General features: G+C 48.1%; 19 protein-coding genes. 17 read left to right on the top strand and 2 right to left on the bottom strand.

Annotated features, from left to right (window positions below; genetic code table 11):
• Positions 1-40: 40 nt before the first annotated feature.
• The 17 genes from EZE20_RS13830 (at position 41) to EZE20_RS13750 (ending at position 23,589) form a co-directional block, all read left to right on the top strand.
• Positions 41-466, top strand: coding sequence for a hypothetical protein (locus EZE20_RS13830; RefSeq protein ID WP_132118615.1), 426 nt, complete (start codon positions 41-43; stop codon positions 464-466).
• 49 nt (positions 467-515) lie between these two features.
• Complete coding sequence (locus EZE20_RS13825) at positions 516-908, top strand: nuclear transport factor 2 family protein (RefSeq protein WP_132118613.1); 393 nt, start codon at positions 516-518, stop codon at positions 906-908.
• A 36-nt stretch (positions 909-944) separates the two neighbouring features.
• Positions 945-1,727 (top strand): FAD binding domain-containing protein, encoded by a 783-nt coding sequence (locus tag EZE20_RS13820; protein WP_132118611.1) that lies wholly within the window; start codon positions 945-947, stop codon positions 1,725-1,727.
• Between the two features lie 38 nt (positions 1,728-1,765).
• Positions 1,766-2,341, top strand: a complete 576-nt coding sequence (locus tag EZE20_RS13815; protein ID WP_132118609.1) for a DJ-1/PfpI family protein — start codon at positions 1,766-1,768, stop codon at positions 2,339-2,341.
• 14 nt (positions 2,342-2,355) lie between these two features.
• Positions 2,356-2,778 carry a VOC family protein gene (locus EZE20_RS13810; RefSeq protein ID WP_132118607.1) on the top strand — a complete coding sequence of 141 codons (423 nt, stop codon included), beginning with the start codon at positions 2,356-2,358 and terminating at the stop codon, positions 2,776-2,778.
• Between the two features lie 87 nt (positions 2,779-2,865).
• Entirely contained in the window at positions 2,866-4,692 is a 1,827-nt protein-coding gene (locus EZE20_RS13805; RefSeq protein ID WP_132118605.1) for an AGE family epimerase/isomerase, read from the top strand.
• Positions 4,693-4,716: 24 nt separating this feature from the next.
• Positions 4,717-5,049 carry an STAS domain-containing protein gene (locus tag EZE20_RS13800; RefSeq protein WP_132118603.1) on the top strand — a complete coding sequence of 111 codons (333 nt, stop codon included), beginning with the start codon at positions 4,717-4,719 and terminating at the stop codon, positions 5,047-5,049.
• A 1-nt stretch (position 5,050) separates the two neighbouring features.
• Positions 5,051-7,186: a glycogen debranching protein GlgX gene (gene glgX, locus EZE20_RS13795; protein ID WP_132118601.1), complete on the top strand. Its 2,136-nt coding sequence runs from the start codon at positions 5,051-5,053 to the stop codon at positions 7,184-7,186.
• A gap of 60 nt (positions 7,187-7,246) precedes the next feature.
• Positions 7,247-7,582 carry an anti-sigma factor antagonist gene (locus tag EZE20_RS13790; RefSeq protein ID WP_132118599.1) on the top strand — a complete coding sequence of 112 codons (336 nt, stop codon included), beginning with the start codon at positions 7,247-7,249 and terminating at the stop codon, positions 7,580-7,582.
• 11 nt (positions 7,583-7,593) lie between these two features.
• Positions 7,594-8,022, top strand: coding sequence for an ATP-binding protein (locus EZE20_RS13785; protein WP_132118597.1), 429 nt, complete (start codon positions 7,594-7,596; stop codon positions 8,020-8,022).
• Positions 8,023-8,149: 127 nt separating this feature from the next.
• The gene (locus EZE20_RS13780; protein ID WP_132118595.1) at positions 8,150-11,293 is read left to right on the top strand and encodes a WD40 repeat domain-containing protein; all 3,144 of its coding nucleotides are present in this window, start codon (positions 8,150-8,152) and stop codon (positions 11,291-11,293) included.
• A 59-nt stretch (positions 11,294-11,352) separates the two neighbouring features.
• The gene (locus EZE20_RS13775) at positions 11,353-13,974 is read left to right on the top strand and encodes a TonB-dependent receptor plug domain-containing protein (RefSeq protein WP_165933477.1); all 2,622 of its coding nucleotides are present in this window, start codon (positions 11,353-11,355) and stop codon (positions 13,972-13,974) included.
• Positions 13,975-14,059: 85 nt separating this feature from the next.
• Complete coding sequence (locus EZE20_RS13770) at positions 14,060-14,611, top strand: GNAT family N-acyltransferase (protein WP_165933476.1); 552 nt, start codon at positions 14,060-14,062, stop codon at positions 14,609-14,611.
• A 60-nt stretch (positions 14,612-14,671) separates the two neighbouring features.
• Positions 14,672-17,596 (top strand): MFS transporter, encoded by a 2,925-nt coding sequence (locus tag EZE20_RS13765; RefSeq protein WP_132118589.1) that lies wholly within the window; start codon positions 14,672-14,674, stop codon positions 17,594-17,596.
• A 29-nt stretch (positions 17,597-17,625) separates the two neighbouring features.
• Positions 17,626-21,423: a sensor histidine kinase gene (locus EZE20_RS13760; protein WP_165933475.1), complete on the top strand. Its 3,798-nt coding sequence runs from the start codon at positions 17,626-17,628 to the stop codon at positions 21,421-21,423.
• 57 nt (positions 21,424-21,480) lie between these two features.
• Positions 21,481-22,401 (top strand): sensor histidine kinase, encoded by a 921-nt coding sequence (locus EZE20_RS13755; protein WP_132118585.1) that lies wholly within the window; start codon positions 21,481-21,483, stop codon positions 22,399-22,401.
• 18 nt (positions 22,402-22,419) lie between these two features.
• Complete coding sequence (locus tag EZE20_RS13750; RefSeq protein ID WP_132118583.1) at positions 22,420-23,589, top strand: PP2C family protein-serine/threonine phosphatase; 1,170 nt, start codon at positions 22,420-22,422, stop codon at positions 23,587-23,589.
• Between the two features lie 285 nt (positions 23,590-23,874).
• On the opposite strand, the gene EZE20_RS13745 is transcribed toward EZE20_RS13750, so the two are convergent.
• Together EZE20_RS13745 and gldD are read right to left on the bottom strand one after the other, a co-directional pair.
• Positions 23,875-24,588 carry a hypothetical protein gene (locus EZE20_RS13745; RefSeq protein WP_132118582.1) on the bottom strand — a complete coding sequence of 238 codons (714 nt, stop codon included), beginning with the start codon at positions 24,586-24,588 and terminating at the stop codon, positions 23,875-23,877.
• Positions 24,589-24,693: 105 nt separating this feature from the next.
• Positions 24,694-25,305, bottom strand: a complete 612-nt coding sequence (gene gldD / locus EZE20_RS13740; protein WP_132118580.1) for a gliding motility lipoprotein GldD — start codon at positions 25,303-25,305, stop codon at positions 24,694-24,696.
• Positions 25,306-25,341 lie beyond the last annotated feature (36 nt).

The raw sequence follows: 25,341 nt of genomic DNA, 5'->3' as shown, positions 1-25,341 counted from the left end.
ACACCAAATTATTTTAACCAATAAACTTACTAATAACGCTATGCTTACTCAGGAAACAATACAAACATTTGCCGAAGACTGGTACAAGAAACTCGACGTACATGCACCCATGGTAGAAGTACTACCTATGCTGATTGATGAAGGCCTTGAAATGGTTTTCCCGGAAGCGACCGTCTACGGCTACGCAGGATTTGAAGGATGGTTTCAGCGCGTAATCCGCATCTTTTTTGATGAAGTACACACCGTAAAAAGTGTTGAATCTGAAATCAGCGGCGACACCGCCGTGTCGAAAGTAGTGGTGCAGTGGGAGGCAAGCGTCTGGAATGCACCCGAAGCATACAGCAAGCGCATCAAGCTGGACGCCTATCAAACCTGGGGCATAAAGACCGGCCCGGATGGCAAGCCGCAGATTACGCGCTACACGGTAGATGAGCTCAAATACCACGAAGGTTCTGCCGAGCTCTAATCCTGAACTATTCTTAAACCCATTCTTAAAAACCAAATTTTCTCAACGAATGAAAAACGTACCCGATACCAAACTGGGCCGAATGTACAAGGAGCACATTCAGCATATTCTGGATAAAAATATTGAAGCACTCCTGGACCAATATACCGACGACGCCTTGCTCATCAGCAGCTTTTCCAAAAGCCCGGTAATTTATAAAGGTCGCGAGCAGGTCAACGAGCACATGCAGGGAATTTTGGGCATCGATGGCCTCGAAACGGACATTGTGTTTTGGGCTGAAACCGAAGAACCCGAAACGCTGATGATTACCGAGCAGATAACGATGACCGTTGACGGCCAAAAAAGCGAGATGCGATTTGCCGATAGCTGGGTGCTGAAAGATGGAAAAATCGCCATACACTTTGCCGGCATGGTCCAACATCCCGACGGCACCCTGGCTTAATCCCCCATTGATTTACTACTCAACGACTACCCGTTTATGAGCACAAGTACTTCATTTAATCCGTACGAATCGGCAGGAATGCCTGCGTTTCATCTTTTGCCGCCACTTGCTATGGAGCCGCCCCAAAATTTTCACTCCTACCCACTGTCTGGTTTCGATGCTGTCATCGAGAAAGACGGAGGATTGTTGATTGGCGCTTCTACTACGTTTGAGACGCTGTTCAAAAATCCGTTGGTGCGCGAGTATACGGCTTTATACATGGCACTCAAAACCAGTACCTCGCCCGTGTGTCGGCGCGATAAAACGCTGGGCCGTGTGCTGTATCAGGATCGGGAAGCGCAGGGGCTGGCAGCGGCGCTCATGGCTTTTGATGCTACGCTTTTTGTGCTTGGGCCCAGGGGCGAGCGGGTCATCAGTTTGATTGATTATCTGACGCTGGAAAATACTCCGCTCACACCAGGCGAAACGGTCCGTCATTTTTTTGTGTCTGGGGAAGCTCGTCAAAGTAGTGTTTATCAGTCGGTTGACTACCTCCGGACCGGGCAGCCGCTCTGTGGCGTTGCGACCTGGGCAAGTCGTCAGAATGATGTTCTGGAACAGGTTCGTATTGTGCTGTCGGGCTGTACACCTGTGCCCATTCCGCTTCGACGGGTGAGTGCGTCGCTGTGTGGCAAAGAATGCTCGACGGAGCAGATCGAAGCTGCCACGCGGAAATTGGGAGAAGAGCGGCTGATGCTGTATAATCCGTCCATAACCATTGGAAGCCATTTGTTTAACCTTGCAAAAACCTTGATAAAAAGGGCCGTTCTGACCCTGTAAATATTCTCCTGAACCATTCAAAAAAAACTGCATCAGATATGAAATTGACAGGTAAAAAAATTGGGATACTGTTTGAAGCGGATTTTTTCGAAAACGAAATTTTCTACTACAAATTCAGATTTCCGGAAGAGGGAGCCGAAATCCATTTCCTGAGCCGGTTGTGGGGACAGCCTCGCCTCACGTTTCTTGGGCACGAGTATCGTGCCCCCATGGAATGCTGGGAAAGTTTTGAAAATATGTCGGACGAAGAACTCCGAAGCTACGACGCCATCATCGTGCCGTCGGGCATGGTGTCGGACCGCCTCCGCTACACCGAAGACGTCGAGAAGATTCCACCAGCAACGGAGTTTCTGAAACGGGCTTTTGCCGAAAAGTCGATCCTGAAAGGCATCATCTGCCACGGCTTATGGCTCGTCGCCCCGGCCACTGAGCTCGTTAAAGGCCGACCGCTCGTCTGTCACAACAACCTCATTGGCGATGCCAAAGCGTACGGCGCCATTTATACCAATCAGGATGTGGTGGTTGATGGCGATCTTGTTACGGGCCGTTCGGGAGGGCACGCACATTTATTTGCTAAAAAAATCATTGAAATTTTATCTGAACCCACCCAATAACCGCTGGCTGACGCATGAAAACTACCTTTTTTCACCTGGCTGTAACCGTCAGGGATTTGGCCAAATTTGAAGCATTTTATGCCAAATATTTCGGATTTCGTCGCGCCCGTGTCATTGACCTGGGCGATGATGCAGAATTGGTTTTTCTGAAAAACGACGACGGATTTTACTTCGAGGTTTTTCCGCCCGAAGAAGAGCGCCCGTATCCCATGGCCGCCGCCGACGGGTCACATTATCCCGGCCTGCGGCACATCGCTTTTCAGGTGGACGACGTAGATTCCAAGCTCGAAGAAATGGGGGAAGATGCACAGATTACGCTCGGGCCGCTTCGGTTTGATGATTTTATCAGCGGTTGGAAAACCGTTTGGCTTAAAGATCCAGAAGGCAATATCGTCGAAATTACCCAGGGATATAAAGATCAGGAAGGGTTGGAGTAAGGCGTTTTTTACAACTTGAATTCCCTCAAAATATCTGATTTACTTAACGTTATGAAAACTTCTATTCACTCTTAAAATTATTGATTTATGAATCTTGATTTCACCTTTTCGGATACTATCGCCGGGTATGTTTTGGAGTTTCAGCCGCAGGAACGGTGGTTTTTGCTGGAAACCTCGGATAAACGTCAATTCAAAGTAAACCTCATAGCTTCTACCTACGCTCGCACGCTTCGCAACCTGACGGAGCCCTATCAGGACGCTTCCGGGCAGATGGAGCATTTGCTGGCCAATGAAGGTCAGTTTGTGTATGTATACGGTACTTTTTATCCAAATGAAGATTCCGCGCAAACAGTTTTTGAAGCGCAGTGGATGATTTTCCCGGCAGCTGAGGCGGGTGTGTATCGGCAGGAAGAACAGGATTGGTGGATTGAGCAGATTAAATCTATTGCGACTAGTTACCTCAAATGGCAGTTTAACTATCCGCTGGAACCCATAAACTACAAAAATTACCGAACGTCGATTAATCTGGCAGGGTCCAAAAAAGGAGATTATTTGCAGGAAACCGACACCATTTCCCGAATGATTTATGGTTTTGCTTCGGCCTATATGCTTACCGGTCAGGATGAATTTCTGGAAGGTGCCGAGCTTGGTACTGAGTACCTGCGCGACCACATGCGGTTTTTTGATCAGGACGACGACCTTGTGTACTGGTACCACGGCCTGAAAGTAGAAGGACAGAAAGAAACCAAACTGCTTACGTCTGAATTTGGTGACGACTACGACTCCATTCCGATGTATGAGCAGATTTATGCGCTCGCCGGACCTACCCAAACCTACCGCATCACGGGCGATCCGCGCATTATGTTTGATATTGAAAAGACAATTGATCTTTTTGAAAAATACTACAAAGACAACGAACAGGAAGGCTATTTTTCCCACATTCACCCCATCAGCCTTGATCCGCGGGAAGACTCGCTGGCGCACAACCGGGCACGCAAAAACTGGAACTCTGTCGGTGACCACGCTCCCGCATACCTGATCAACCTGTATTTGGCCACGGGAGAAAAAAAATACGCTGACTTCCTGGAATATACCTTCGATACCATCACTCAGTATTTCCCGGACTACGAAAACAGTCCGTTTGTGCAGGAGAAGTTTTTTGAAGATTGGAGCAAAGACCAAACCTGGGGCTGGCAACAAAATCGTGCCGTGGTAGGCCACAACCTGAAAATCGCCTGGAACCTGATGCGCATGCAATCGCTCAAATCCAAGGAGTCGTATCAGGAATTTGCCGAGAAAATTGCCGCCCTGATGCCCGCCGCAGGCTCAGACCAACAGCGCGGAGGCTGGTATGATGTAGTAGAACGCGAGCTGAAAGTGAACGGTCATCATCAGTTTGTGTGGCACGACCGCAAGGCGTGGTGGCAGCAGGAGCAGGCGATTTTGGCCTACATGATTTTGTACGGAGTTTTGGGCAAAGACGAATACCTGAAATATGCCCGCGAATCAGCAGCGTTTTACAATGCGTTCTTTTTGGATACGGACGATGGCGGGGTTTACTTCAACGTGTTCAGCAACGGTATGCCGTATTTGTTAGGAACCGAGCGCTTCAAAGGCAGCCACTCCATGAGTGCCTACCACAGCACGGAGCTTTGCTTTCTGTCGGCGGTATATACCAATTTGCTGATTACTAAAAAACCAACGTACTTCTACTTTAAGCCCTATCCAAGGTCATTCAAAAACAATACATTGTTTGTTTCGCCGGATATTTTGCCCGAAGGAAGTATTTATATCAGCGAATGCTTCATCAACGATGAGCCTTACACAAATTATGACGGAAAGGCACTCAGCGTGACCCTGCCCGACACCGATCAGCAGGTGCGTGTGAAAGTTCTGATCTCACCGGTCCAGTAGTTGACCTCCAAAACCAGTACGATTATGAACGTTACAATTAAGACAGTTAAAGATATCACGGTCATTGAGGCCGAAGGGAGTATCGACAGCCGGACTGCCAGTGAGTTTGAGAAAAACACCGTAGAGGCTACGCAGGAGGAGGACAAGGTGATTATTGACCTCACCAAAGTTGAGTTTCTTTCGAGTGCCGGGCTTCGGGTATTGCTCATGCTTTACCGGCAGGTCAAAGCCCGTAATGGCAAGATTGTACTTGTGGGGGTTTCGGAAGAGATTCAGGATGTGATGGAAAACACGGGATTTATTAATTTTTTCATTCTGGCCGAACTCCTCGAAGACGGCGTAAATGCACTCAGCTGATATGGCAACAACCTCAGGAACAAACGATATACGCATCGATTATTACCCCACGCACGAGCACGAGGGCATCAAGTTTCGGCGGGGACATGCGCTGCCGTTTGGAGCTACTACGGTTCCTAACGGTGTCAATTTCAGCATCAGTTCCAGTGCGGCAACGTCGTGTACGCTGGTGCTGTTTGATCGGGGAGCTGCGCAGCCTTTTGCCGAAATTCCGTTTCCGGACGAGTTTCGGGTCGGCGATGTGTACTGCATGACGGTCTTTGACCTCGACGTGGAGCGGCTCGAATATGGCTACCGCATGGATGGACCCTTTGCCCCCGAACTGGGTCATCGGTTCAATAAAAATATAATCCTGAGTGACCCTTACGCCCGCTCGCTTGGCGGCCGGGACACCTGGCTGGCTCAGCCAAACTGGGATGATATTTATCCCTACCGCTCCCGGTTGGCGTTTGAGGATTTTGACTGGGAAAATGATCACCCGCTCGAATATCCCATCGAAGATCTGGTGATTTACGAAATGCACGTACGGGCTTTTACGCAGCACCCTACAGCCAAAGTCAAAAATTCGGGTACGTTCAGCGCGATTAAGAGCAAGATAAAATACCTAAAAGAACTGGGCGTCAATTGTATTGAGTTGATGCCGATTTATGAGTACGATGAATGGGAAAACAGCAAACCGAATCCGGTAACGGGCGAAATGCTCGTCAATTTCTGGGGATATAGTACGGTTAATTTTTTCTCGCCCAAAGCGGGCTATGCCGCTACCGGAAAGTTTGGGATGCAGGTCGATGAACTCAAAACGGTCATTAAAGAACTTCACAAAAATGGCATTGAGGTTATTCTGGACGTGGTTTTTAACCATACCGCCGAAGGCGACCACCGCGGGCACACGATTTCGTTTCGCGGAATTGACAACAAAACGTACTACATGCTCACGCCCGAGGGCTACTATTTTAACTTTTCAGGAACGGGTAATACGCTGAACTGTAACAACCCCGTGGTGCGCAACATGGTGCTTGACTGCCTGCGTTACTGGGCCGCCGACTACCACATCGACGGATTCCGCTTTGACCTTGCTGCTATTTTGGGCCGGGCGCAGGACGGCAGCCCGCTTAGTAACCCGCCGCTGCTCGAATCGCTGGCGTACGATCCGATCCTGGCCAAATGCAAGCTGATTGCCGAAGCATGGGATGCGGGCGGATTGTATCAGGTGGGTACATTTCCGGCCTATGGCCGCTGGGCCGAGTGGAACGGCAAGTACCGCGATTCGGTACGGAAATTTCTGAAAGGCGACGAAGGACTGGTAGGCGAAATGGCCCAACGGATTCAGGGTTCACCGGATTTGTACTACTACCGTGGGCCCACCGCAAGCATCAATTTCATTGCCTGTCACGATGGATTTACGCTCTATGATTTGTTTTCATATAACGAAAAGCACAACGAGGCAAACGGCGAAAACAACAACGACGGCGGCAACGACAATCACTCCTGGAACTGCGGCTGGGAAGGCGAAACCGACGACATCGAAATTAACTTTCTGCGGCATAAGCAAATCAAAAATGCGCTGTCGATTTTGTTCGTAAGTCAGGGTGTACCCATGCTGCTGATGGGTGACGAAATGGGGCGTACCAAGCTCGGCAACAACAATACCTACTGCCACGACAACGAGCTGAACTGGCTTGACTGGTCGCTGCTCAAAAAGAATAAACACCTGTTTGATTTTGCCCAAAGCATGATCAAATTCCGCAAGGCGCATCCGGTTTTGCGAAGCTCTACGCATTTTACACATTCTGATTACGTAGGCAGTGGCTATCCCGACATTAGTTTTCACGGCACCCGTGCCTGGCAAATGGATTGGTCAGCCAACAATCGTTCGTTTGCGTTCATGCTTTGTGGCGAACATGCCAAGCAGGGAGCCATCAAAGATGATATGATTTATGTAGCCATGAATATGTACTGGGAAGCGCTTTCGTTTGAGTTGCCGGCACTGAGCCGGGACCGGAAGTGGCACGTGTACGCCAACACCGATATGCCCGCAGCGGAGCAGGTAAGTACTTTGGGTAAAGAGCCCCTCGTACAGCATCAGGATCATATTATTGCGGGCGCCCGCTCCATCATTATTCTGGTAGGGAAATAAGTAAGAGAACCCCGCTTTTTAGCTAATTCCAAATCACTCAAACCTAAAAAACAATCAACAATGAGCTTTTCAATAAATTCAACTGTATCAGAAAATGCCGAAGGCGCCAAGGTGGCCCTGATCACGCTTACGGGCGAACTTGATTCTTTATCGGCACGTCTTTTTCAAAAAGAAATAGAAAAAGTTGCGCTGGAATCTCCCAAAGATTTGGTGCTCGACATGGAGCAACTATCCTTCATGGCATCGGCAGGTTTGCGGGTTTTGATTTTTTCCAAACAGAAAATCGGGCCGGCATTGAGTATCTATATCGTTAAACCTCAGGAGCCTATCGTAGATACGCTCGACAAAACCGGGCTTTTGCATAGCGTTACAATTGTTGATAAATATCCCAGCTAATCTTTTGTCTGATGGAATCAAGAACATTTCCGGGTACGGTCGATTCCATTGATCAAATCCGGCACTATATCATGGAAATATCTCAGGCGGCGGGCTTAGGCAAAAAGCCGACCTACAACCTCATGTTGGCTGCCGACGAAATAGCCACCAACATTATTCTGTACGGCTATCAGGAAGCAAATCAGGAAGGAGATATCGACGTGATCCATAGCCTGACGGACACGGAGCTTACGGTGATTTTTGAAGATACGGCCACTCCGTTTGACCCGCTTCAACGCGAACTGCCCGACGAAGAGGACCTCACAAAGCCCCTCGAAGAGCGGTCTATTGGCGGATTGGGAATATTTTTGACGGTGCAGGGAGTTGATGAATTTTCGTATGAATATGTAGAAAATCGAAACCGCAATATTTTCAAAATGTATGTAGTATCTTCGGAATAATATGTATGTAAATTGCATACAAACTTTGCTGAAAAACATAGCCTTCGGGCCTTTTGACATTACCTAATTTATCAGTTCCGGATACACAGGATGTGTTTTTTCAGGTTTCTGCATTAGTACAAGATATATGTCTGTTAACAGTCGATATACGAATCCATTTCCCGGCCTCAGAAGTTTTGAATCGCAGGATTCGGACCTTTTCTTTGGCCGGGAAAGTCATATCAAAGTATTACGGAATAAGCTTTCGCTTACTCGTTTTCTGGCCATCGTGGCGTCGTCAGGAAGTGGAAAGTCTTCGTTAATTAAGGCGGGCTTAATTCCTTCGTTGAGGCGGGAAAAATTGCAGGGAGCGGTGGCCGACGCCTGGGAAATAATCCTGTTTAAACCCGGTGCCAAACCGCTTACGGCCTTTTGCAAAGCCATCTATCGGGCGCTTTACGGCAGCTCAGCAGGCTATGAGGCTTTTGAAGAGGAGCTCAAACATGACCCGCAGGCGGTTTTTCCTTACCTGAAAAAAATGGCCGATAAGAACATCCTGTTGGTTATTGATCAGTTTGAGGAAGCATTTCGCTACGCAGAGTCAGAACCCGACGACTCCAACGTGACCCAAACTACGCGCCTGATTGCGCTCATCCTGCGGTTGATTGTGCAGCAGGAATGCCAGGTTTATGTAGTACTTACGATGCGGTCGGATTATCTGGATGAATGCACCAATTATCCGGGTTTTACAGAAGTTATCAACGAAGGATACTACCTGCTGCCCAAAATGAACCCGGAAGAAATCAGGCAGGCAATTACGCAACCCGTGGTTCTGAAAGGGGCGGTTATTGCGCCGGGGCTGACCGAGCGCCTGCTTACGGAGGTGCATACGAGCTACGATCCGCTGCCAATTTTGCAACATGCGCTGATGCGTACCTGGGATTATTGGGAAAAGCACGACCCAACGCACCCGCTGGACGAAGTTCATTATGAGGCGATTGGTACTATGAAAGAAGCAATTTCGCGCCATGCAGAAGAAATCTACCACGCCCTGCCCGACTCCCAAAGCCGGGTGGCTACGGAGCGGCTCTTCAAGGCGCTTATTGTGCTGGCACCCGGCGATATTGGCATCATGCGCCCGGCGCGGCTACGTACGATCGTTCGTGTAACGGGCATGCCCGAAGACGTTTTGATGGATGTGATCAACCGGTTCAGGCAGCAGGGAACGTCCATTTTGACGCCTTCTTATACCCAAAAAATAGACCGTGAATCGTTTGTCGATATTTCTCTTGAAAAAATAATGCTGCTTTGGGAGCGTCTCCGGGAGTGGATTCAGGAAGAAACGGAGTCGGCAAAGCTGTACAAAAAACTAGGGGTTTCGGCACAGCTGAATCAGGCCGGAAAAACGGGTTTGCTCATCAATCCCGAACTACAAACGGCCCTGAAATGGCTCAAAGAAAAGCAACCGTCCAAAGAGTGGGCCGAAAAACATGATCCTTACTTTGAACGGGTAATTAACTACCTGGATCACAGTAGGATCGAGTACGAAAACACCATTAAGAGTAACGAAGACAAGCAGAAAAGAGAGCTGAAACGAGCCCGATACTTTGCGATTGTGATGGGCATTGGCTCGCTGATGTCGCTGTTGTTTCTGGTCATCTCGCTGGTGCTTCGCTACGACGCGGAGCAGAGCCGAAAGCAGTCGCTGGAAAAGGAAAAGCTCGCTATGTCGGAGCGCTCGCGGGCAGAAGAGCAAACCAAAGAATCTATTTCACAAAAAAGAATTGCGGAGCAGCAGGAGATGATTGCGGAGCAGCAGCGCCGCCTCACCGAAGAGCAGCGCTCTATTGCGGTACGTGAACAGCAACTTGCTCAGGTAAAACGCCTGGAAGCCGAAGTGGCCAAGCAGGTGGCCGTACTGGAACGTATGAAGGCCGATACGGCCCAACGGATTGCGGTCAAACAAAAAGACCTTGCCGTACTGGCCAAAGCCGAAGCTGACCTGATGCGCTTTCAGGCTGACTCGGCGCGGCGTGTGGCGATTCTTTCACAAAAAGATGCCGAAGAGCAACGCGGAAAAGCCATTGCTCGCTCCGTGGCTATTCAGTCGTATCAAATGGCCGACAACGCGCAGGACGCTCTGCCCGGTCTGCTGGCGATTCAGGCATACCGCTTCAACGTCAGAAACAAAGGACAGGCCGACAATCCGGATATTTTCAGGGCACTTTCCAAAGCTACGGATTCCAAAACGATTTTGCGCTGGCACCGCGACATTGTGCGCACGCTTGTGCCCACCGGCAAAGCCGATCAGTATGCCTCTACCGGCGACGATGGTACGGTTAAGCTGTGGAGCACAAACCTGGATCAGCAGCCGACGGTTCAGACGTTTGCAACTGCCGAAAAGGTAGCGCCCTCGTTACGGGCAATTGGTATCGCGGCAGATGGCGCCTCGCTGCTTGCGGGCAGTTCCAGGGGTATGCTGTATCATTGGTCAACGGCGGATCCGGCAGCTTTGCCCAAAGTGGTGAAAGCGCATGCCGGCGTAGTTACGAGCATCATTGTCCCAAAAAAATCTTCTCAGGTTATTACCGTAGGTGGCGACGGAACCATTCGTACCTGGAAACTATCAGCTAACGGCCTGGATTCGCTGCAAAATTTGAAATCGGGGATTGATATTTTCTGCGCCCGGCTTACACCCGATGGCAAACGACTCGCCTGCGGGTCGAGCAAAGGCCGGGTAGTGATTTTTGATTTGGCCAATTTGGACAAAGAACCCGAAACCTACAATTACTACGGTTTTGGTACCAGGGTAACGGCTCTCGCTTTTTCACCCAGCGGAACAAACCTCATCACGGCTAATTCTTCGGGCGCGCTGTACCAATGGAATTTTACAAAAAATAAAATAGATCGCATTGGCCTGCCGCTTTCGGGGCGGCATACGTCGTCGGTCAACGACATCGTGTTTTCTCCCAACGGAGCATTCATGGCTACGTGTAGCTACGATTGGACGGTTCATTTGTGGAACTATGAAAATATTTCCAACCGACAAATCCAGCCCATCGTGATTGACGATTACGATACGTGGGTGCTTGGGCTTGCTTTTTCACCCGATAGCAAGCAGTTGGTTGCCTGTGGAGCCGACCGTACCATCCGAGCCTGGAATATTGACCCAAGAGATTTGTACGAACAGGTGGTGAAAAAAGCGGATCGCGACATGACGGTTGATGAGTGGAACCGGTTTATCGGGAAGGATATTCCTTACGAAAAAATAGTACAGAGTACGACGCAGTAAGAAGCCTGAATAAAGTGCCGAATTTGAAAATGAACGTGTTGAAAAAACTTCTAAAAAAAATGAAAAGCCTGCCTTTGCTGCTTGCATGCTGTATGCTGGCCGCATTGCCGCACACGCATGCTCAGCAGCCGGGCGTCTGCGATCAGACAATCCTGATTCCGGAAGCTGAAAAAAGGTACGCAACCGGCAACTTCGACGAAGTGCTGAGTCAGCTGCTGCCGTGCATCGAATCGGGCTTCAACGAGGATGGGAAAGTGCAGGCCTACAAAACCATAATCAAAACCTACCTGGCCATTGATTCCGTTCAGCAGGCACGAACCAGTATTCTCCGGATTCTGGAAATCAACCCTGCTTTTGAGCCCGATTTTTCCGCTTCGGAGCAGTTTAAAGTTCTTGTGCAGGAAATGAAAGATTTGCAGGAACAGATTATTCAAATTACGTCGGTATCCAAAAAAGCGGAGAATTTGTTGCAGGTTCCTGCTACTGTAATGGTAATTACGGAAAAAGATATCGAACAACGGGGCTACCAAAGTCTCGAACAAATGCTCCACGATTTGCCCGGATTTGATATTGCCAAGGGCAACGGCCCCGGTTACTCCTATTTTTATCAGCGAGGCTACCGGGCCGTAGCCAACGACCGCACCCTGCTGCTGATCGATGGAGTCGAGGAAAATGATCTGGTTTCCAATAATATTCCGATTTCCCGCCAATACCCCATTTCAGATATTGAACGGGTGGAGGTTATTTACGGCCCGGCGTCTACGCTGTATGGAGCCAATGCTTTTGCCGGGGTTATTAACGTAATTACTAAAAGTCATAAAAGCATAATCGGACTGACCAAAAAGCTGGAAGTAAAAGGGCAGGCCCGGCACGGCACCTGGAATTCGAGTTTTGTAGACGGCATCATAACCGGAAAAACCAAAGATTTGGCGTTCTCTGTGACGGGACGGTATTTCCGATCCGATGAGATGAATCTATCCCAAATGTATCCTACCTGGAACTACGACGCGCGAACACCGGCTGATTATGAAGGCGTACTTGCGATTTCGGGCAAAGATGCCAACGGTAACTTCCTGGCCCAAAACTACCTGAATAGCAGTGGATTATTGACCAAACATCCCGGAAGTAATCTGTTTGATATAACGTATTCAGGCGCGCAGGCATCTGAAATAAAACTTTCGCCGGAAGGCGTGCAGAAAGCCGCTTTGCTGGATAATCAGCAAGTGTTTGAAGGAAAAATCAATGGCGAACCCATTGGTTTTAATAACGATAGCCGCGATTGGTTCATGCGTGCCAAGCTCGAATTTAAAGAACTTACACTTTCCTTTTACAGCTGGCGCACCGATGAAGGCGCAACGCCCTGGTATACCAACAAGTCCCGGCTTTCGGCACCGAATTTTTCCCGCTGGATCACAACAAATACTGCATTCTCATCTATTTACACCAAAATATTTAGTGAAAAATTACAGGTATTGAATATTTCTTCTTTCAAAATCCATGAGATCGACGGCGGCACAAACCTTGCGTCCTATTCGGGGTACTACAATGCCCGGTATACGCTCCTGGATTTGGCCAATGGCCGCCTGCCAACAACTACCACGCAGTACAATTACCGGTATTCCAATCAGATTCGAAACGAGCTTCGGGTCTTTTGGACACCTACGCCAAAGCTCGACATCAGTAGTGGTCTGGAAGTTCGGGCGAGTTATATTCAGGGTGATTACATTCGGTCGGCGCTACCGTTTCCTGACGAAACCGGCTACATCGTCGATTCAATCGTTGGGGGTAATAACTACCGAAGCTACGACATTGGTTTGTACTCACAGCTGACGTATCAGCCCCTGAGCTATCTGAAACTGGTGGCCGGGCTACGGCTCGACGATAACCGGATTCGGAACAATGGAGGCTACGGCACGGTGCTGAATCCACGTTTGGCGGCGATTTATACCAAAGGGAAATTTATCTTCAAAGGGATTTACGCAACGGCATTTAAGGACGCATCAAACCTTCAAAAATACGGCACCGCGCCTGACCGCCGCCTCAACAACCCAACTTTGCTGCCTGAGCGCGTGCAAAATACCGAAGTGAGTGTCAACATGCGCCTCTCCAAAGAGTTCTCGATCAGTGCGGTTGCGTACAATGCTGAGTATAGCAACGTGATTGGTACGGCGCAGGTGCAGCTCCCCAACGGTACGTTTACCAATCAGTTTCAACCTATCGGAAAGCAGAGCATTTGGGGCGTGCAGGGCGAAGCATCCTACCGAGTCGACCGCTTCAATGCCTGGGGAAATTTTACGGTCACGAATCCGAAGGATCAGGAAAATGATTTGAGAATCAGTGATATAGCTGATTTTATGTGTAATGTAGGAGCTAACTACGAAGTAACTCCCAAACTAAATGTTAACCTGAGCGGCAACTACGTGGGGGCCCGCAAAACGGGAGCTGGTACGTCCGGGAGTCGCAATCCCATCACCCGCTTTGATCCCTACCTGATTATGGATGCAGCCCTTACGTATCAAAATATTTTGCAGGGGCTTTCGCTGCAACTTACAGTAAACAACCTATTCAATACCGAATATTTTTTCCCCGGCATTCGGGAAGCAGACAACCGAACCTTTGCCTCGCAGTTGCCGCAGGAGCGCCGCGCCATTTCGGTCGGTATGTTGGTTCATTTGAGATAATGAGTCAAGACCACACTTTTACAAATAATTCATTATTAAGTATTTAACCATGCTTGCACAACACTCAACGTTAACAAAATTCGGCATGACACACCCTCTAACACGTTCGCCACAACAAGCAGGCCTGGAACTTCTGGAAGTCGATTATCCGGAAAAGATCAAGGAAATCGGTCGTTTCAGAATCAAAGGCTGGAAAATGGAAAAAGGGGTAGATCCGGCATTTTTTTCAAAAGATACCTGGATTGATTCGCTGGATCAGCGCGCCAATCATTGGGTAATTACCAAAAACCAACAGATTGTGGCGGCCTCGCGGCTGAGTTTTCATGATTCGCTGCACGATGTGCCTTATGCCGATTTTATGAAAGATGAACACAAACGACTGGTCGAAAACCGTCGGATTGCATCCATCAATCGCCTCGTGGTGGCCCCGGATTACCGGGGAATTGGGCTCTCAGGCCTGTTGGATCAGGTCCGCATTGACCGGGCAGTAGCGCAAAAAGCGGAAGTCATCATTGCTTTTCCGCAATTGGTACGGCTGGAACCGCTCAAAAAAAAGGGGTTTATACTAATTGATCAACTGGAAAATATTCCGGAAATGCCCGAACGACCCTTCTTTTTGATGATAAAGAATTTATAAATACATATTCATAAACTAATAGCCGGGACCGGATATAATTACACTCAACCCAACAAAAGCTTGACCAAAGAAACGCTATATCGACTAGTTGACCTGAAAGAAGGCGAAGAGAAGGCCGTAGGGCTATTTATCGGCTATTCCTTCTTTATGGGCGTCGCTGTGGCCATTTTTTACACCGCCACTACCTCTTTGTTTTTGCATTCTTTTGAAAAAACGATGCTGCCCAAAGCGTACATTGTAGGCGGGCTGATGGTCTATGTGCTGGGTTGGTTTACGAGCTATATTCAGAAAAAAGTCCGGTTTTCGTCCCTGGTAAGCGGCTTGATTTACTTCCTGATGATATCCGTCACCGGGCTGCTGCTGTGCTATCAGTTCAGCGATATCAAATGGTTTATTTTCTTTTTGTTTATCTGGAACCGCATCTTTGTTTTTGTCAATGGCATCACGTTTTGGTCAACGGCTTCCCGCATTTTTAACCTGCAACAGGGCAAGCGACTCTTCGGGCTCATTAGTGCCGGGGAGGTTATTTCGTCTATTCTGAGTTATTTTTCGGTACCCTTGCTGCTCCGATTCCTGGCCACCGATCAGCTGCTTTACCTGGCCGCCGGGGCGGTAGTTGCCTGTATTTTTCTGATGAGTACCATCGTTGCCCGTTATAAAAATGAGTTGAGCGGAGTGGGCAGTGAGGTAACTTTTGCCGAAGGCAAAGACACGAGAACCTGGAAAGATTTCCTCCAAAATCCCTACTATGTGTTGCTTTTTCTGGTAGCGATGATGCCCGTGGTTGGGTTGTTTTTTGTTGATTTTATGTTCGCAATTGAATCCAAGAATGTCTTTCCCGACAACGAATTACTGGCGAGCTTTCTAGGTGTATTTTTTGGCTTTTGTGCGTTGGTTGAAATCAGTATAAAAACGGCGCTTTACGGAAAACTCATTCGTCGTTTTGGACTCAAACTTGCCATTTCATTGCTACCCCTCACGCTGCTTTTCAGTGTGACCCTTGCCGTTGGGTACGGGATGTTCAATGGCACCACGGCGCTCTTTTTTGCCTTTATCGTGCTGAGTCGTTTTTTCATGAGCTCCGTCCGAAAATCCATACACGAACCTTCCTTTCAGCTTCTTTTACAACCCATTATGGGCTACGAGCGGGCCGTGCTGCAAAGCCGAATTGAGGGAGGACCCAAGGCAATCGGCAACATTGTTCCCGGTTTACTATTGCTGTTGCTTACAAGTTTCAGTTTTGTGGGGATGGTCGAAATCGCCGCATTTTTTCTCCTGATTCTGATCGTTTGGTACTATTTATCCTTAAAAATTCAGGTTGAATACCGCAATGTGTTGGGAACATTGCTTGAAAAATCTCAGGAGACTTTTCAGCAGGGCCGAGATTTGTACGCGCAGATTGGCCGTAGAATCGTCCGTGACAAAAAAGCCCCGATCCTGAATTATGAAGGAAGTAATTTTGATTTTATTGTAAAACTGGCCGCATCCAGTCGCGTACCCGACCGCATTTTGGCCGCTGAGTTGCTGCGCGAATCGGGTCGTTATTTTGCTTACCGCCACCTGATCGCCCTGATCAATGATCCGGACTGCGACGTCAAAAAAGCGGCTCTACTGGCAGCGGGCGAAATCCGTAAACCAGAACTATGGCCTTTGCTTATCAACCATTTGGCCACGGATCGCTTCCATCAATCAGCGGCTTACGCCCTGATCAGCGTGGGCGAGCCGGTGGTGCGTGAATTGAGCCGGGCCTTCACACGTTCGGGGGGCAATACCACCGTACAGCTGCGCCTGCTGCGCATTCTCCGCCAAATTGGTGGACCTTCGGTGCTCAAATTTTTGCGCTCGGTGATGAATTATCCCGACGTGCTGATTCGGGATGAAGTATTTGAATCGCTTAAATGTTTGAGCTACCATGTCAATTCTACGGAGCGCAGTTTCATCGCTTCCGAAATCGAAGATCGAATCGCCCTGCTTGTCTGGATTATGGCCTCACAGCGCGACCTGGAAAAATACCCGCCCTGGTCTCCGATTCATGTGGCACTTGACCGCGAAAAACGGCGCCTGATTCCGAAACTATTTACCTTGCTTTCGCTGCTTCCGGGCGTGCAGTCGTTTGATTTTATAAGTGAAAAATTATTGAGCGACGACGAAGAAACTTACGGCTATTTGCTGGAAGTAATGAATATGACCTTACCGGAGGAATGGAAAAATAATTTGATTATGCTGTTTGAGGATAAACCCCTGTCTGAGCGTCTTCGGCAGTGTGAGCCTTTTTACCCGCATGCCAACCTGAGTCCTGAGGAACGATTGAAAAATATCATTAACCGCCATTTTTCCCGAATTTCCTGCTGGTTAAAGGTCATGGCTCTGGACGAGCTAACCCGGATTCCGGGCGATCATACGCTGATTTTGGCTGCACATGCCATTTCTCCCGATGAAATTATGGCCGAAACTTCCCTCTACACGCTGCATCGCACCAACCGAGTTCGGTTCGATGAATTGCAGGCCGTCATTCAGCAGCAAAAGGATAGTTTTCATAGCCGCATCATTTTTAAGGTAGAAAGCTCTCCGGGAAATCATGACCTGATGATTCATAAGGTGTGGGTACTACGGCAAACGGAGCTCATGGCTGCGCTCCACGAAGACGAACTCCTGCCGGTTGCCTGTTCGCTTTTTACTTACAAAACCGAAGAAGGACCGCTGCCTGATTTTGCCCTGCGCGGGCAGCACGAAAATTTTGTGATGGTGATGGCCGCCGGCAGCATGGTGGTTTCCTGGCCCGATGGGCGCGAGCAGATTCTGGAAACATTCGACACCCTTGAATTGTCGCGTGAACAGCTCGATCAGGTCCGAATCTGGTTGCGCGAAACCTCAGAAATTTATTGCATCGATGGACAAAAGATAAACGCCGTTTTACCCGAATCATTTATTGAAGAAGACCAACGGCAGGCCGTGGGCGAAGTTTCGTCAGAAGAAGTCCTATGAATTTAATTGCTCCCCGAACGCTCAATGCTATGATACGTTGTGTACTGCATATGGAAATTTACCCTGAACGAACCGCTGCCGGATTTTTCCGACAATTGGCGCTTTGGTTGTGCCTGCTGGGCTGCGGCGTGTTCTGGCCAATGCACACGCTGTACGCGCAGGCATTTGTGGGAGAAATGGGCAATCCGATTGCTGAACTACACACCGCCCGTGAATACAACGCGCACGGACAGAATTTTGCGATGGTGCAGGACAAGCGGGGATTGATGTATTTCGGAAATTTTGCGGGTATACTAGAATACGACGGCATGACGTGGCGCACCATCACGACGAAGAATTATGCCAAGGTTTCGGCGCTCTATCTCGATCCATCCGGGCGTATTTTTGTGGGGGCCAACGGCGAGTTTGGCTATCTGCAACCCGATGCTAAAGGCACGCTTTTCTTCAAAAGTATCAGCGATAGCCTGAAAACAGCCTTTGGAGAAATTTTGACGATCGTCGGAAAGCCCGAAGGAATTTATTTTGTATCTAAAAAAAATGTGTACCTCTGGAAAAACAACCGGGTTGTGAAGGAGTGGTACACCGATGACCCGATTTTGTCTGCTTTTGAAGTAAGCGGACAAATGTTTTTTTACCAGAAAAATAAAGGAATCACCCGTTTTAATGGTAAGTCGATCACAAAAATTCCGGTCAATCCCCGACTGAATGCCTTTTTGGACGTAACGAGCATGCTGCCGCTTGATGCTCAGTCGACGTTAATTGTTACGAGTAATCAGGGACTTTTTCAGGTAAAAAACAACTACATTGATCAATTCAAGACACCGGCAAATGCGTACCTGATCACCAATCAAATAAGCGCCGGCGCTCGTTTGAGCAGCAATTTGGTAGCCCTGGCAACTTTACAGGGAGGTATAGTGCTGATGGATTCGCTGGGCATAATCCGGCAGATTATTCGGGGCGATATGTTTGAAGAAGCGCAGGTCAATAGCCTTTTTGAAGCACAGGGCGGAATTTTGTGGATGGCCCTCAACAATGGTCTCGCGCAGGTAGATATTCCCTCGCCGATGTCAGTTTTTGATGACGCGGCCAATGTGAAAGGAGCCGTAAATCACTTGCTGCGGTATCAGGGAGAAATGTATTTGGGTACGCTCAATGGACTTTTTGTGGTCAATGGTTTTCGGGCGCAACAGATTAGCGGCTTAAACGCGAGTTGCTTTTACCTGGCCGAAGCGTCGGGAGGTTTGCTGGCAGCCACGAGCAAAGGGGTATACCGGATCAGCGGCGGGCGGGCGCAACCTCTCACCAATGATTTTGCGGTTTATCTGTACCCCTTGCGGAGCCGCCCGGGTTTTGTACTGGTAGGACTCGAAAACGGCCTCGCAATTCTGGATTTGTCCCGAAAATCGTATAAACTCGTGCCGGGTCTTGACGATCAGATTGTGGGTGTTGCCGAAGATACCAACGGAAATGTCTGGCTGGAAACGCTTTCCAAAGGATTGTATCGAACGGATCCTCAGTTTAGATCTTTGTCTTTGTACGGTATAGACAAAGGCCTCAAAACCCTGCTGTACAATCAGGTGTACCAAAGTTCGCAGGGGCTGCTGGCGTGGAACAAGAACGGGATTTTCAGATATAACGTAGAAAAAGACAGTTTTGAATCCTTCAATCTTTTTAAAACGGATTCTACCGCAGCGGCGTATTGGAAAGGCGAATTGGTGGAAGATCGCAGCGGGAATTTCTGGACTACGCGCGGGGATGAAAAGTTTGTGACGCTTTACAAAAAACAATCAGCCGGACAGTATGAAGAAATCGTCAAGCCTTTCCGGGCGTTTTCTGACCGGACCTTCAAAGTGATCTATCCCGATGCCGACAGCATTGTGTGGTTTGGTGGGCCGGAAGGAGCGATTCGGTTCGATTTGCGGCAATCTGACGACTTTCTGAAAACGTTTCCGGCCATTATCAGGAAAATAAATAATAAGACCGATACGCTGTTTAATGGATTTTTTCAACCCGGAACTACGGTAAAAAATACGGTGGTGAACCCCACCGGCACTCGCATCAGCTATGCTGAAAATGACATTAGTTTTGTGTTTTCGGCGCCAAGTTATAATGTAGGAGAAGAGTTGATGTTTCGGTTTTACCTCGAAAACTACGATGAAACCTGGTCGGATTGGACCACCCAAAATCAAAAAGAATATACCAACCTGAGTCCCGGGCGTTATGTGTTTCGGGTAAAATCACGGAATATTTATAACTCAGAAAGCGAAGAAGCCGTCTTTCAATTCGTGATCGAACGGCCCTGGTACCGCATGTGGTGGGCTTTTGTTCTCTACTTTCTAGTGTTTGTGGCTGTACTTTCCTACCTGATTCGCTGGCGTTTGCGGGCTTTGGTCAAGGAAAAAGATCAATTGGAAAATATGATTACCGAACGAACCGAAGAAATTTCGAGCCAAAAAGAAGAGCTTGAAAAGCAATCGGTTGAGCTGGCTTCCAAGAATGATCAGCTGGAAAAAATTGACCTCATTGTTCAATCCATCAATTCAGAAATTGAGTTTACGAGCCTGTTTGAAACCGTATTGGCCAAGCTCAATATTATCCGAAACATGGAAAACGCAACGGCGCTGATTTATGACAAGGAATCCAACAGTTTCAAATTTAAGGCGGCCTTTGGAGAAATCGAGCTTTCGCAGCTCGACGGATTGGCGCTGACGCTTCAGGAAGCTGAGGAACGCTACCTGACCAATGCCGCTGAAATGGCCGAAGATGTCTATTTCAAAACCGAAGTGCCTTTTCCGGAGCTGGGCAATGCGCTTGATGGGTTGGCTGTGCCAAAGTCGCTCATTACGATTGTGATCAACGTTGAGGGTAATGTGGAAGGATTTATTACGCTGGAAAATGCCTCGCGTACGCATGCCTTTGATCAGCGCGACTTTGACATGATCCGAAATCTGAAAGAGCACCTGATTGCGGCATTTATCAAAACCCGGATTCTGGAAAATCTTGAAAAAACACTAAACAACCTGAAAGTTGCGCAGGAAGAACTGATCCGGCAGGAGCGCCTTGCCTCCGTTGGGCAGCTGACGCGCGGAATAGTTGACCGGATTTTGAATCCGCTCAATTATATCAACAACTTCTCAGAGTCGTCGTACGATCTGATTGACGAGCTTACGGAGCTTATAGAGGAGCATAACGTGCAGTTTCCGGAAGAAATCGCCGATGATTATTTTGGTGATCTTGACATGCTGAAAGTCAATTTGTTAAAGATCAAAGAACACGGCAATAGTACCACGCGAATCGTGAAAGATATGCAGCGGTTGCTGAAAGAAAAATCCGTTGATTTTATTGAAACAGATCTAAACAGTTTTGTCGAAAATAAAGTGCAGGTGGCCACGCAGGAGCTCAAAAAAGAGCAAAAAGATAAAGAACTTGACCTGAACGTAACCTTTGAATTTGACGCTCAGTCGCCGAAGGTAAAACTGCTCCCTTACGAAATGAGCAGCGTGATTGCGAATATCGTCAATAATGCTTTTTATTCGATGCAGGAAAAGAAGAAGATACAGAAAAACCTTGAATCTCAGCTGGTTATTTCTACCCAAATCGTCGGGAAAAAGGTATGGCTACGCTTTAAAGATAATGGCAAGGGAATTCCGAAAAAAGAAATGGAGCAACTTTTCAGTCCATTTTTTACCACCAAACCTACGTCCAAAGGTACCGGACTTGGGCTTTATATGAGTAAGGACATTGTAGAAACTCACAAGGGAGAAATTGACATTGAATCCAAAGAAGGGGAGTATGTTTTATTGACAATCCGGCTGCCGATTGCCTGAGCAGGACGTCCTGTCAGATACATGTTTTGAGTACACGACCGCATAACGATTTACCGTATGGATGATTCCAACCAATTAGAAAACCTGCAGCAAACCAATGCATTGCTTTCAGACGATGTGGAGAGATTAAGTCAGGAAATGAAAGATGCGCAACGGCGCTTTGAGCAGCAAAGCAAGCTGGCTGCGATGGGCCAACTGATGGCGGGTATTCTGCACGAAATCAGAAATCCACTAAATTTCGTCACTAATTTTTCAAAACTAACGCTCGATTTGCTGGAAGAAATAAAGGAAATTCTGGCAAAAATGGAGGAGAATTCAGAGCGTGCAGATTTTGAAGAATTGGCCGAACTGATTGGCATGGTGGAGGTGAATATCAACCGGATATATGAAAACGGAGGGCGTGCCGAACGGATCACGCAGCGGATGCTCGGACAGACCCGAGCGGATGAACAAAAGTTTGTTCCGACAGATTTGAACCAATTGGTGGAGGAATTCGCTAAATTGGCCTATCAGGCGGTACGCGGGCAGGATCGGGAGTTTAATGTGTCGTTTACGTTTGAGCTGGATCCGGCTGTGGGCATGGTTGACCTGATGGCCAATGAGTTTACGCGGGTTATAATTAACCTGGTAAATAATGCCTGCTACGCCGTCAATGTAAAAAGAAAAGCGGGTAATGAGCCTGATTATGTGCCTCGCATCACGATTCGGACGGAACGGGCGGGCAACGAATACGTAACGGTCCGGATTCGGGACAATGGCATCGGAATTCCGGAGGAAATTGTCCAAAAGGTGTTTAATGCTTTTTTTACCACCAAACCACCCGGCGAAGGCACCGGCCTGGGGCTGTCGCTGAGCATGACCACGATCAACGATTTGCATCATGGCAAACTAACGGTAGAGTCGGAGCCGAATGTATTTACTGAATTTATGATTTGGCTGCCCGATCACCTGTCAACCTGGAACATTGTCCGAAATTAATCCTGAAAAACAACTATCATGGGAATGAAAATACTTAACGTTGATGATGAATTCGATATGGAAATGCTGATAACACAGCGTTTTCGCAAGCAGATTCGTGAAAAAAAGTTTGAGTTTGTGTTTGCACATAATGGCCTTGAAGCGCTCGAAAAATTGGACGAGCACGACGACATAGCGCTCATCCTGTCGGATATTAATATGCCCGAAATGGATGGACTTACGTTTTTGGGCGTGCTCAATGAGCGTAAAAATCCTTCGCTGAAAGCCGTGATGGTGTCGGCCTATGGAGATATGGAAAACATCCGCACCGCTATGAACCGCGGCGCATTTGATTTTATAACCAAGCCGATCAATTTTGAGGATCTTGAAATAACCATCAATAAAACAATTGAGCATGTAATGATGCTCAAATTGTATCAAAAAGAGCGCGATCAGCTTATTTCCATTAAAAATGATCTGAGCATTGCCAAGGAAATTCAGCAGTCGATGCTGCCCAAAGAATCGCCCCCGTTTCCTAACCGCACCGACCTGGATCTGCACGCTTTTCTGGAACCGGCCAAGGTCGTTGGCGGCGATTTGTTTGACTATTTTTTGATGGACGAAAATCGGCTGTTCTTTATCATCGGCGATGTGTCGGACAAGGGTATTCCGGCGGCCTTGTTCATGGCAATTACAAAAGCCATTTTTAAGAGTCATTTTTTAAATCCCAACTGCGGCACGCTCATGGACGAAGTGCGGCAGGTAAATTCTTTTTTATGCGCTGACAATACTTCCTTCATGTTTGTTACGGCGTTTTTGGGCATTATTGATCTGAAAACCGGAGTCGTCGAATACGTTGATGCGGGCCACGAACCCCCGCTGATTCGTCGGAAAGACGGAACGGTAGACGTGCTCAAAAAACATGGCGGCCTGGCGCTTGCGATTGATGCTTCCTTTGAATATACGTCTCAATTTATGACACTGTCTTCGGGAGATACGTTCTTTCTCTATACCGATGGTGCAACGGATGCATACAACTATGAGAAAAAGCGCTACGGCCTGCCCCGCCTGCAAGAGCACCTGCTGGCCCTGTCGGGCACTGAAACCCCCAAGGAAATTAATGATACATTTTTAGAGGACATAAAGGAATTTATCGGAGCTGAAGATCAGTTCGATGACATTACGATTCTGACGATTTTGTATAAATAGGTTTACGTCTTTGTAAAAACGTATTCGACGTTTTCCATATTTCTGATGGGCTGCACCCATCGCTGGTATCTATTGCCTTTTCAGGGCTGGCTATACATCAACCCTGAAAGGGCGTAAATCCATCAGCACAGGGTTACGCCCTGTGTCTGGAATGCGAAATTGAATTGTATGCGGTGTTATTGACGGTTTTTATTTCGACGTTTGTGATGTTTCCGATGGGTTCCGCCCTGTGTTTGGAATATGTATTGATAAAGGGGGACATGTGCGGTTTACGACGGATGTCGGTTATTCGTCAGCAGCACCAAAAAGTTGAGCTTCAAGATCATCAATACCGCCTTCGGGTGCAAGAAAAAGCTCGCTGGGTTTGTGCGTATGTACCGGCCTGACGGTCATAAAATGGCGAAATTGTTCGTCGGTAATAATGTTCGTTTGGAGGGCTCGTTTGAGTACAATAGCAAAGGGTACTTTAAAAAAATCGGCGATGTCGGCGGCGAGGTAGCCGGGCAGGCGGGTGATGCCCTCATGAAAAAAACTACGCACATCCTGCACAGGTAGCAAGCTTTGAAAAACGAGTTGTTCGGCACGTTGCGCCATGGATTCGGGCGCAGGATAGGAAGGATAAAGCCCAAGAGCGCTCGTGAGCAGGTAGGTATGATAGTAGCGTTCATTGGCATCGGCGAGGGCATTGACAAAAACCCACCCTTTTTGACGAAACAACGCAGCAAATCCAAGAAAATCTGCCGGAGCCGAGTGCAGTTGAGCCACTTTGACAACCTCTGGAAAAGGTAATTTGGCACCTAACTGACGAATAATGTCCTGCGCTGACGACACGTCGGCCATTTCTCCGGCGGGTTCGATCAGCCAATTGCCCGCCAGCAGTTCTTCAAAAATCCCATGAGCTGCCCGCTGACTTTCGACCTGCCCAAGTGCCAGAATCATGCGGTCGCCACGAACGGAGAAGTCGAGCGGTAACTGATTTTTAGGTAGTCTCTTCGCCATGAGAAAATTTATTTGATAAGTGACTGACCCTCAAAGATACACGCTTATACAATTCCGATCAATAGTTTTGTTACTTCCGGTTTTTTTATGGGTTGACCAAGTGCCTTAGTTACGCCATTGCAGGGTGTTAAGCAAATGCAGGGCGTCGCGCTGCATAAACTCAATGATAGGCGCAAGGGAATCGTTTTTGGTAGCAGTCGGGAAATAAATGGCGCCCCGAAGATAGTGCGTGGTGCTGTCTGTCACGTAAAATTGAAACGGACTTGGCACTTCGCCCTCGATCTTAAATAGAGTAACCGTCTTTCCGGTTTTGGTCGTCAGTCGTTGTTCCTGCAAAGCACTCGCCCGAATCTGATGCTTTACTGCCAACTTGTAGGCATCTTCAATGTACCCGCCAAGCCGCTGTGTGCTGTTCATGACGGGCTTGTAGGTAAGCTGAATGTTGGCGTTGAAGCGGGGGTAGTAAAGAAATATCCAGTATTTTTCGGCCATCGCAAACGTATCGGGCAAAATCACCGCTGCCGTGGAAAATTCAAAGGAATAGGGGTACTCCGCTGGTAGCGATTGATACGTTTGAGCGGGAAGGTTGATGCGGTTAAAGCCTTTGGGTTTGGGAAAATACGCAGGCTCTTCTTTAGAGCCGCAGCCTATAGTCAGGACAGCCAGGGTGCTGGCGATACACAAGGCAAATAAAACAGAGCAAATAGAACGATTCATAGGGTTAATTTAAACGGGCTATTGTTCTAAACGAAT

It is taken from the genome of Arundinibacter roseus (genome assembly GCF_004348825.1).
Lineage (GTDB): Bacteria > Bacteroidota > Bacteroidia > Cytophagales > Spirosomataceae > Arundinibacter > Arundinibacter roseus.
This window is presented reverse-complemented; position numbering and strand designations above follow the sequence as displayed.